Origin of the sequence: Anthropogastromicrobium sp., assembly GCF_037349415.1 — a bacterium.
Taxonomy (GTDB): Bacteria; Bacillota; Clostridia; order Lachnospirales; family Lachnospiraceae; genus Anthropogastromicrobium; species Anthropogastromicrobium aceti.
In genome coordinates this window covers 1-11,648 of the sequence record NZ_JAXWCK010000032.1, presented here as the reverse complement: position 1 = coordinate 11,648, position 11,648 = coordinate 1, and the positions used below count along the sequence as shown (strand labels likewise).

General features: G+C 39.2%; 8 protein-coding genes and 1 pseudogene. All 9 read right to left on the bottom strand.

Translation table 11 applies throughout. The features are described 5' to 3' along the window. The coding region (locus WJP93_RS07175; protein ID WP_337547511.1) for a restriction endonuclease subunit S at positions 1 to 466 on the bottom strand (466 nt) is incomplete at its 3' end. Between the two features lie 134 nt (positions 467 to 600). After that, positions 601 to 1,464, bottom strand: coding sequence for a hypothetical protein (locus tag WJP93_RS07170; protein ID WP_337547510.1), 864 nt, complete (start codon positions 1,462 to 1,464; stop codon positions 601 to 603). Positions 1,465 to 1,471: 7 nt separating this feature from the next. Then, positions 1,472 to 3,037, bottom strand: a complete 1,566-nt coding sequence (locus tag WJP93_RS07165) for a type I restriction-modification system subunit M (protein WP_337547509.1) — start codon at positions 3,035 to 3,037, stop codon at positions 1,472 to 1,474. 469 nt (positions 3,038 to 3,506) lie between these two features. Continuing rightward, positions 3,507 to 4,055, bottom strand: a complete 549-nt coding sequence (locus tag WJP93_RS07160; RefSeq protein ID WP_337547508.1) for a hypothetical protein — start codon at positions 4,053 to 4,055, stop codon at positions 3,507 to 3,509. Positions 4,056 to 4,107: 52 nt separating this feature from the next. Beyond that, positions 4,108 to 5,703: a UDP-N-acetylmuramoyl-L-alanyl-D-glutamate--2,6-diaminopimelate ligase gene (locus WJP93_RS07155; RefSeq protein WP_337547507.1), complete on the bottom strand. Its 1,596-nt coding sequence runs from the start codon at positions 5,701 to 5,703 to the stop codon at positions 4,108 to 4,110. A 209-nt stretch (positions 5,704 to 5,912) separates the two neighbouring features. After that, positions 5,913 to 8,519 (bottom strand): ATP-dependent chaperone ClpB, encoded by a 2,607-nt coding sequence (clpB, locus tag WJP93_RS07150; protein ID WP_337547506.1) that lies wholly within the window; start codon positions 8,517 to 8,519, stop codon positions 5,913 to 5,915. Between the two features lie 208 nt (positions 8,520 to 8,727). Beyond that, entirely contained in the window at positions 8,728 to 9,801 is a 1,074-nt protein-coding gene (locus WJP93_RS07145) for an LCP family protein (RefSeq protein ID WP_337547504.1), read from the bottom strand. A 191-nt stretch (positions 9,802 to 9,992) separates the two neighbouring features. Then, positions 9,993 to 11,357: an adenylyltransferase/cytidyltransferase family protein gene (locus WJP93_RS07140; protein WP_337547503.1), complete on the bottom strand. Its 1,365-nt coding sequence runs from the start codon at positions 11,355 to 11,357 to the stop codon at positions 9,993 to 9,995. A 51-nt stretch (positions 11,358 to 11,408) separates the two neighbouring features. After that, positions 11,409 to 11,648, bottom strand: a pseudogene (locus WJP93_RS07135) (histidinol-phosphate aminotransferase family protein); the annotation flags it as partial.

Sequence of the window (11,648 nt, the reverse complement as noted above, 5' to 3'; positions counted from 1 at the left end):
CTGTAAGTAATAAAAAAGAGTCCAGCACGCGGACTATTTCACGTTGTACCTCCAGAGGAGGTACAGGGAGCTTAATCTTATTCAAGACTTTTTGTGTGAGGCTTGGAACTCCTCCAGCAGTATTATACTGTTCAAGATGTTCCATTTGTAAGCAGAAATAAACAAATCTTGGTATAACTTGTGACACATCTATATCAGTATAGAATATAGTATCCACATTCCAAAATGGTTCCTCTACATAATATAACTTATCAATAGACCCCTTTCTTGGAATCAGTACAGATGGTTTGTTATATGCATAACGATCTATGTATGTCATAATTCCACCAGAACCATAAACTGGAATATTTCCTGTGCCAAACTGCTTGTAATCACTCCCATTTTTTATTGTGAGAACTTCATGTAATTCCCTATACTCTACCCCATCTGGACAAAGTTCTTTAATTAGTTCATTTAGTCTACTCATTCCGTTTCACCACCACTCTCAATCATATATGGATTCCACATATCGACAATCTTCTCTTTCTCTTCATCAATATCTGTATTGTTAGATTTTCTCTATATTAATTTAGTTCAATTTACTCAGTAGTCTGTAATTCCTCATTCTACAGAATATGCAGTACATAACATAGCAAGTGTATAGTAATACATATCTTCTTGCTTCTGTATTAGAGATTCATCAAAATTGTCAACTCCTGGCAAATCTTTAAATGTATGACAAGCATCAATAATGATTCTCATTGTCCAAAATGTCATAATTTGTTCGTCACATGTTCCAAGATTGCACTGCCGAAATACCATATCCACTGGTGGTTCTATTTGATCCCTACAAAGTCCCAACTCTTCTGCGTGCTGATAACTCCGCATATAAGAATAAAGTGGATCTATATGGTCAAAACTACGCAAAGGAATTTTTGACTGACTACCATACCATTCACTTTTTTCCAAATTTTCAAATATATATGGATTAACATCCTTCACCTCTTCTTCAGCCCACCGTTCGAAGGCTCGATGAAGATATTTAGCACCATCATATAGAATATTTCGACCAAATTCAAAGTTTTCTAAATCAGTCTGCAATTTTTCTAATGCAATCTTAACTGCATCCATTGATATTTGAATATCTACCACATTTGCTTGGCGAAGAATCTCCTCCTGCTGTTTTTGAGAGCAACGTAAAAAACGAGTTGTAATGCTACGGTAGTGCTTTCTCTTTAGATTTAATTTTGCTGCAATTTCAGCAAGAGGAAGGTATTCCACTTCATCATCGTTATCAATTAAAAACACCTTCGCAACTTCAAACACAGCCAACTTTTGCGCTTTTTCTTCAGCTAATTCATGTTCTTTTTCGTGACGACGTTCAAGTCTATAAATAATAACCGTAAGAAAAATACTTACAATTAAAGAAATAAAATCAATTGACAACCCTATACTATCACTGTGTTCAAGAATCCAGTCATACATTATCACTTTATTCCCCCTCAATCTCCGCAATGATCTTATCAATCTCATCACGAAGTATCTGCTCTCGAGCCACAATTTCCTTGATTTCTGCATTCAACTTCACAATGTCAATTTTCTCTCTGGTATCCTCTACCTCAACATAAGTGGAAACCGACAAATTATAATCATTCTCTACGACTTCTTCATAATTTGCTAAATGTGAGAAATGCAAAATCTCCTCTCTCTTTGCAAATATATCTACGATGTGCTCAATATTCTCTGGTGTCAATTTATTATTGTTTGTTACCTTCACACACTCATTTGTGGCATCTATAAATAAAACCTTATTATCAGTTTTATTTTTCTTCATAACCATAATACATGTTGCAATGGACGTACCAAAGAACAGGTTATTCGGCAACTGGATAATACAATCCACATAGTTATTATCAATCAAATACTGACGAATTTTCTTCTCTGCACCACCGCGATACATAATGCCTGGAAAACATACAATAGCAGCCGTTCCATTAGATGCAAGCCAAGACAAACTATGCATAATAAATGCCAGATCTGCCTTGCTCTTTGGTGCAAGAACTCCCGCTGGTGCGAAACGAGGATCATTAATCAGCAACGGGTTTTCATCTCCTGCCCATTTAATTGAATATGGTGGATTTGATACAATCAATTCAAATGGTTCATCATCCCAATGCTGAGGACTGATCAGTGTATCTTCACAAGCAATATTAAACTTGTCGAAACCTACATCATGCAAAAACATATTAATGCGGCACAGATTATAGGTTGTAATATTAATCTCCTGACCATAAAAACCATTACGAATAGCTTCTTTGCCAAGAACTTTCTCAGCTTTCAAAAGCAGCGAACCAGAACCACATGCTGGATCATATACCTTGTTGATTTCTGTTTTTCCTACTGTACCAAGTCTTGTAAGCAGTTCTGACACATCAGCTGGAGTAAAAAATTCTCCACCAGATTTTCCTGCATTTGAGGCATACATGGTCATAAGATACTCATATGCGTCACCAAAAGCATCGATAGAGTGATCTTTTACATCACCAAGATTCATTTCGCCTACACCATTTAGCAATTTCACGAGCTTTTCATTTCGTTTTGCTACGGTAGAACCTAATTTATTGCTGTTTACATCATAATCATCAAACAGTCCAGCAAAATCACTTTCTGATTCGCTGCCTTTCGCTGATTCCTCAATATGTCGAAATACTCTTTCCAGTGTTTCGTTTAAATTTTCATCATTTGCAGCATTCGCACGTACATTGTAAAACAACTCGCTTGGCAGAATAAAAAAGCCTTTTTCCTCTACCAATCCTTCCCTTGCTTCCTCTGCATCTTCGTCTGACAGTTTAGCAAAATCAAATTCACTATTTCCAGCTTCAATCTCACCACTATTCACATAGCTGCACAAATTTTCTGAAATATAACGGTAAAACATTGTTCCAAGAACATAATTTTTAAAATCCCATCCATCTACTGCTCCACGCAATTCGTCAGCAATCGCCCATATTGCACGATGCAGTTCGTCACGTTCCTGTTCTTTTTTGGTATCAACCATTCTTATTTTTCCTCCGCTTATCCTCTGGTCTTTCTCCAGAATACTTATCTTCTCTTCACCATTGCTCAGGACATGGCGACTATCATACAAATTATATCATGTCGCAATCTGCTTTTCAACTTCTGAACAAAAATAAACAGCATAGGCTACATTTCCATAGCTTATGCCGTTTACTTTTTCTGATCTATTGCCTACTCAATTAAATCCCAATATAGATTTTAATCCGCACCTTCCTTAAGGAAGGTGACATAAGAAAGAAGAAAGGGATTATTTGTGGCATTAAATATTTCAATCCACACCTTTTTTTATAAAAGATGACCGCATTTTTTGTTTATCTCACTATTCCGCTATTGCTGACATACTCCTCATTCAACTGGCGAAGCTCCTTCTCACCGTTTATATAAGGCTCATAAAATGCTTCAACAGAACCGCCTCCCAGATTGTCGCAGCCGCTACAGGCAAGACCTCTTTACAGCACCCCTTGACACTTCCAAAGCATAATCAAAAAGCGAATGGACGCTATTAATTGGAAAATAGCCACTACAATAAGAGCAATGGATCCAATTGCTGCGACGATAAATCCTAATATCGGAATAATTGAAAATACAAATATAGCTGCACTGATCGCCAGTGAAATTACCATGCAGGTAACATACCAGTTGCATACGCTGTGGCAATAATCTGCTACCTCATAAGATACTATACTTACACATTCCTCTGTTGCTGTGCAAATGTAGTAGGTTGCACCCAATGTTGCAAGGCCATGGAGAATTGACATCGCTGTTCCCCATAATCCATCTCCACCGGTGAAGAGCCCAAGCACAATTCCGGCAATTGTAAACCAAAATGCATTATTATATTTTTCACTTTGTTTTCTCAGATTTACAATCGCAATCAATTCCATGATTCCGCCAGCAAGAGCTGCAATTACTCCCAGAATTGGAATTACTGCAAATAATGCCACAATGTTTCCCCAGAACATTAATCCCAGTCCTGACTTTACCTTTTGTCTATCCATTCTTCTTCCTCCCTCAAGTGTTTTGTAGCCATTCTGCTAATTACTGCTTTTTTCACCCCTGCGGATAACACTCCTTACAGCACTGTGCCGCAAATTGAATATCGCTATGTGGCGTCTTAACTCCATTCTCCTCCTGGTAACTCTCATGTCCCAATCCAAGAATTGTGATCATATCGCCCTCCTGTGCATGTTCAATTGCATAGTGGATTGCCTCTTTGCGGTTCGGAATGACCAAATACGAAACAGGTTCTGCTTTTTCTTTCTGTGCCTTATCGATTCCAATTTTGATATCAGCAAAAATCTGATCAAATGTCTCATAGCGGTTGTGACCAGCAGTAACAATACTCAAATCGGCTAACAGTGCACTCGCCTCTCCCATCTCGTAGCGGCGATACTTGGAACGGTTTCCGTCAGCACCGAATACGCAGACAATGCGCTTTGGATGATATTCACGAAGTGCTTCAAGATGATTTCTTGTGCTGTAACCATTATGGGCAAAATCGACACAGACTGCAAAATGACCATTATTGAACACAATATCAAAACGGCCGCGAATCCTTAAATGAGTTAATCCTTTATTGATGATATCAGTTGAAATTCCCATATCATGCGCAATGGCAACTGCTGCTGCCGCATTGTACATATTGAAATCGCCTGGCAGATTGACCCGAATGTCTGCATCCAACGCACCACTCATCGTAAACTCGATTCCTGGAGCCTCAAGCACACCATTTTGGCTCTTCTTTAAATTGCCAATGCGATAATCGGCCTTTTCGCCTTCTCCATAATAGAATACCTGCTTTGTGCGACCATCAGAACCATCGCTTAAGGTTACATACTTCATAAAAGCATCCAGATGACGATCATCACAGTTTACATAAGCACGGCGGCTCTGGTTTAACAACATCGCCTTGCAATATAGATATTCCTCGAAATCCTTGTGCTCATTCGGTCCAATGTGATCACCAGTCTCGATATTGGTCCACACACCATAAGCAAAATCTACTGTTGCCACGCGTTTTTGCTTCATACCTTGTGATGAAACCTCTAAAACAACATGCGTACATCCTGCCTTTACCATCATTGCCAGATACATTTGAAGCTCCATTGGATCCGGAGTCGTATTATTTAATTCATAGCAGTCATAGCCTGGTGTCTCATTACACGGTGCACAGCTATATTTATCGGATCCCCATACAGCATGATCGCATCCTGCAGGCATTATGGCACCGTTTGTACCTATTGTTCCAGTAAGATAACCAGCTGCACGCAAAATATCAGCCATCATATGAGTGCATGTTGTCTTGCCCTTTGATCCTGTAATTCCGATACAAACCACCTTTTCAGATGGATATCCATAAAAGGCTGCTGCAAGTGCTGCAACTATATCTCTTGTAGATGCGACCTGCACAACTGCTGTTTTGCAGCCATCTTCTAACTCAACTGGCTTTTCAACAACAAGAAGTGCTGCCTTTTTTGCCAATTCCTTTGCCATCGTATGTGTATCAAAACGTGCGCCTGAGATACAGATAAAGGCATCCCCTTCCTGAATCATACGGTTATCATGACAAATGCCCGTCACTTCATCTGAAAGATTGCCCTGCAATACCATATAGTCAATGCGCTGCAGTAATTCACTGATTTTCATAATCTTTACTCTAAGCCTCTCATATCCTCTATATTGTCTGTCAGCAACAATCCAAATCCGTGTTTCTTTCATATAAGTTTGAATAAATACTGACTTTTTTAATTAGTATTAGAAAAGAGGCATCTTCTTTTTTAGAAGATACCTCTTAAACTATACTATCAATCAATAAAAATTGCAAGTGATATTCATGAACTGTAACAAAGACCCTTTTATGCCTTCTTAGGTGTATGAACAACTTCTGCCTTCAAACCACCATCACCGACATCAATTTCAATAACATCCTGTGCGTGAACTTCTCCAGAAAGAATGATTCTTGCTGCAAGTGTCTCAACATTCTTCTGCAGGTAACGCTTCAGCGGTCTTGCACCATATACTGGATCATAGCCATGCTCAACAATATACTGCTCTGCATCCTTTGTCAGAGAAATCGACAGCTCACGGTCTTCAAGACGATTATTGACATCTGCTACCATTAGATGAATGATATTGCCAATATTGTCCTTTGTTAATGGCTTAAAGAGGATTATCTCATCAAGACGATTCAAAAACTCTGGACGGAAATGACCGCGAAGATCATTCATAACAGCTGACTCTGCCTCTGATCTGATATTGCCCTGCTCATCAATGCCATCAAGCAAATATGAGGATCCAATATTAGATGTCATGATCAAAATAGTATTCTTAAAGTCTACGGTACGACCCTGAGAATCAGTGATTCGACCATCGTCAAGTACCTGAAGTAAGATGTTAAATACATCAGGATGAGCCTTTTCTACCTCATCAAATAAAACAACACTGTATGGTTTACGACGTACTGCCTCTGTCAGCTGACCGCCTTCATCGTATCCAACATATCCCGGAGGCGCTCCGATCAGACGAGATACAGAATGCTTCTCCATGTACTCCGACATATCAATACGAACCATGTTGTTTTCATCATCGAACAGATTCTGAGCAAGCGCCTTTGCAAGCTCTGTCTTACCAACACCAGTTGGTCCAAGGAAAAGGAACGAACCAATCGGCTTTGAAGGATCCTTAATTCCTGCCTTAGAACGAAGAATCGCCTCTGTTACCTTCTCAACAGCCTCATCCTGACCAACGACTCTCTTATGAAGCTCATCAGCCAGATGAAGTGTCTTCTCGCGCTCACCCTCTGTAAGTCTGGCAACAGGAATACCTGTCCATTTTGAAATAATTTTACAGATTTCATCATCTGTAACAGCCTCATGAACAAGAGAAAGATCCTTTGACTTTACAGATTCTTCCTCTGCTGCCAGCTGTTTTTCAAGCTGTGGCAGCTTGCCATACTGTAACTCAGCTGCCTTGTTAAGATCATACTTCTGCTGTGCCTGAGCAATCTGCTGATGAACTTGCTCTATTTCCTCACGCAGCTTGCTTAAGTGATCTACTGACTTTTTCTCATTGTCCCACTGTGCCTTCATGCCTGCAAACTCTTCACGCAGACTTGAAAGCTCCTGCTTGAGTGTCTCAAGACGCTCCTGTGACAAGTGATCAGTTTCCTTCTTTAATGCAGCCTCCTCAATTTCAAGCTGCATAATCTTACGACTTAGCTCATCCATTTCAGCCGGCATGGAATCCATCTCGGTCTTTACAAGCGCACATGCCTCATCGACAAGATCAATTGCCTTATCTGGAAGGAAACGATCTGAGATATAACGATTAGAGAGTGTTGCTGCTGTTACAAGCGCAGCATCGGTAATCTTTACACCATGATAAACCTCATAACGATCCTTCAGACCTCTCAGGATGGAAATAGTATCTTCTACCGTTGGCTCATCAACTAAAACTGGCTGAAAACGACGCTCTAGTGCTGGATCCTTTTCAATATATTTGCGATACTCATCAAGTGTTGTCGCACCAATACAATGAAGCTCACCTCTTGCAAGCATCGGCTTTAACATGTTGCCGGCATCCATTGCGCCATCAGTTTTACCTGCACCAACAATCAAATGAAGCTCATCGATGAAGAGGATAATCTTACCTTCACTCTTTTTAACTTCATCAAGAACGGCTTTCAGACGCTCCTCAAATTCACCACGATACTTTGCACCAGCTACCAGTGCACCCATATCAAGTGAAAAGATCTTTTTATCCTTCAAACCTTCTGGAACATCACCGCGGACAATACGCTGTGCAAGACCCTCTACAACTGCAGTCTTACCAACACCCGGCTCACCAATTAAAACAGGGTTATTCTTTGTTTTACGTGAAAGAATACGTACAACATTTCTAATCTCGCTGTCTCGTCCGATTACTGGATCAAGCTTATGATCTCTTGCCTTATCAACAAGATCACTGCCATACTTGTTCAGTGTATCGTAAGTAGCTTCTGGATTATCAGATGTCACTCTCTGATTTCCTCTAATAGTAGATAATACCTGAAGAAAACGTTCTCTGGTAATACCAAACTCACGAAACAGTTCCTTTACATCATTATTTGGATAACGAATCAATGCCAGGACAAGATGCTCAACGGAAACATATTCGTCTCCCATTGCCTTTGCTTCGTCCTCTGCGCTTACAAGTACCTTATTCAGTGCATTGCTGACATAAAGCTGTCCGTTTCCACCAGACACCTTAACCTTTTTTTCAAGTGTCTGAACTGCTCTGTTTTCAAAATATTCAAGCTGAATATCCATCTTGGTGATCAGTTTTGCAAACAAACTATCTTCCTGATGTAACAGCGCAACGATCAAATGCTCCTGATCAATTTCCTGGTTTCCATATTGATACGCAAGCTTTTCACAATCCTGAACTGCCTGCATTGATTTCTGTGTAAATTTATTAATATTCATAGCCCCTCCTTATCTGCCACTGCACGACATCATTTGGTATATTTTGTCTATGATGTCTTGAGAACAATCGCTTAGTGGCTGCGAGTTATGTGTGTTTCATTTGTTCTATAAGAAGTATAACATAATTTCAAAATCTGTCAAGCACTTTTTTATTTTTTTTGCAAAAAAATTCGCCCTATCAAAAAGATAAGACGAATTTTACTTTTATTTAATTTCCATAGATTGTTTGATGCAGACGATTAATTGTTGCCTCAAAATCTGGAACAAGCTCCTCACCTAAATTTGAATACAGACCATCATATGGTATACGATCCGTCTGAATATCATAATTTATATAGGAAGGTGCGTTAGCAATCAATGTTGTCAATGTTGCCGCATCAATGTTGTGAGTAATAAGCGGAAGCATATTATTTACAACAGCGAGCAAAGTTGTTGCATCCAGAGATCTTGCTTTTTGCATCAGCTGTACAAGAATTTCTCTTTGTCTTGAAGTACGACCATAATCGGAATGCTCATTTCCACGGCTTGTGTAACGGATTCTTGCAAATCCAACTGCCTGATTTCCATTCAGATGTGTAATTCCACCACCTGCAACATAGTAATCAGAAGCATTTAATCCCTGCAGTCTGCACTGCTCATCCAGATACATATTGATATAACCAGCCTCCTGTGTTGAAACTTCCAGATCAACACCACCTACAAGATCTATGATATTAGCCATCGAACTAAAGTCAACTGAAGCATAATTATCAATATCAACTCGATAATTACTTTCGATTGTAGAAACAAGAAGCGGACCACCGCCAACTGCGTAGGCACTGTTTAGCTTTCTTATACCAACATTTGGAATGTTAGCATACAAATCTCGCATAAAGCTTGTCATATAAATTGTCTTTGTCTGCGAATTGATGGAAGCTAAGATCATGGAATCGGAATTTCCATACCATCCATTTCTAGTATCAGAACCGATCAGCAGGATATTATAAACATCGCCATCAGAAGCAATATCAATATTTTGACCTACATTTACTTCCTTAGCAAAAGCTGCTGCTGCCTCTGCATCCAGCGTCTCCATCTCAGTAAAGCCTTCCAAATCATCTTCATCTGCTGTTAACAAACCATAATTAATGGTAACTTCACTATCATCTACATAATTCGTTTTTCCAAGATAATGCTTTAATCCAAAATAAAATACACAAAGTCCCGCAAAAACAATAATCAACAATACAAGCACCACAATTAAAAGCGGTGTCTTGGCCGACTTCTTCTTTCCCTTGGCCATACCGGGTTCTCCTCTCTGTTTTCCAGACTCTAAAGCCCATCCTATTACAGACAAACTCTTGTCCTAATTTGATTTATGGCTATTGTTTAACCACACAATCTTTAATAGTATAGCATATTTTAGACAAATTACCAGACTTTTTTTTACAAAATCTTTGCCTGAACTGACCTTTTGACCCTGATATCATTCTATCAAGATATAAAATCATGATTAGGGCATTCTTTATCATAAAACTGTTCCATTACACTGCTTATCGATGCCGTAATTTTCTCATCCATACAGCCTGTGTTTACTCCGTTTTGAATAGCACGCGAAAAAGCAGCTATCTCATAGCGAAGCCCTTCTCCATCCAACTTATAGAAATAGCGTCTGTTCTGTGTAAAGTCCTCATAACGAACTTCAAAATAATCTGTTTTCCACCACGGTGACGGTACATAAATATATCCTTTTGTTCCTGTTATGATAAGCTCACCTTCTGATTTTACACCAATTCCTGTCTTGATAGATGCGGCTGCATTTGCGTACAAAAAATTTATCTTTGAAAAAAGATCTTGATCATTTTTTGTCTGATATGTCACCATATCACATTTTTTATAATCTGCTCCCAAAATTGAAAATACAGACAATAATCCAAATGGTCCCCATACTGCCATACTGCCAAAGCCACCCTTTTGGTAACCTACAGGCGGCGGCGTCATCTGTGTACAGGTTGCTTCAACTGCCTTGATATTTCCAACCTCTCCACTCTTTGCCATAAGAACAAGACGGTTAAATGCCATAAAATATGCGGTTTTAATAGCTTCTAAGAAAACACAGCCTTTTTCTTTTGCAAGTCTTGTCAGAAAAAGTGCACCCTCTTTTTCTAGTGCCACTGGTGATTCGCAAAGAACATGTTTTTTTTGCTCTAATGCCTTTTGGCTGTACCAAGCCCGTTTATCCGGCGATGTTACCACATAGACTGCATCACTCTCATCAAGCAATTCCTGCAGCGTTTCATAAACTGTAAGGTTTCCTGCATACTTTTTTTCATGTAATAACAAACCTTCTGACAATTGTTCTTGCTTTATTGGCGGCTGAAAAATCCCCGACAGCTCTACATTTCCTACATACCTGGATTCCTGAATAAATTTTTCAACCATCGGCTCATAGCCAATAATACCAAGACGTATACCACTATTTTCCTGACGAAGCTTTGTACTGGAAATATTAGCAGTGCGTGGAAGATAAACCACCTCACAATATTCCTTCAGGTAATCAAATTTGCCTTCCCAATCTGAACCAATTGCAAAAACATCAATATGATATCGACGAATATCATCTATTTTTTGACCAATGTACTCCTCTGGTATAACCTCATCTGCAAGTCCAGTATCTTTTACTGCCTGAATACGCTCCATTAGAGACTGCTGAACATTCAGTTTTCCTCTGCTGATATCAAAACTATCTGTTGTCACACCCACAATTAAATAGTCTCCCAGCGCCTTCGCACGTTTGAGCAGGTTTATATGGCCATAATGCAGCAGATCAAACGTACCATACGTAATGACTTTTTTCAAATCGTTCTCCTTGTACTCGTATTTTTCATTCAAACGTCTGCTAAATCTATATTATGCTATTTCATCGATCTCAAAAAATGCAGTCAGGAAACGTTCCATTGCATCTTTTGAACCAACTGAAATACGCAGATATTTTTTCAACATTTCATTGCCATATGATTTTACTAAAATCTTTTTTTCTGTCTCTAATTTCTGCGCAACCTCGGTCGCCTGATGTTTTGGTGTCACGAAAATAAAATTTCCACGGCAGTCTCTTGTCTCGTATCCATGCTTTGTGAGTTCTGCAAGAGT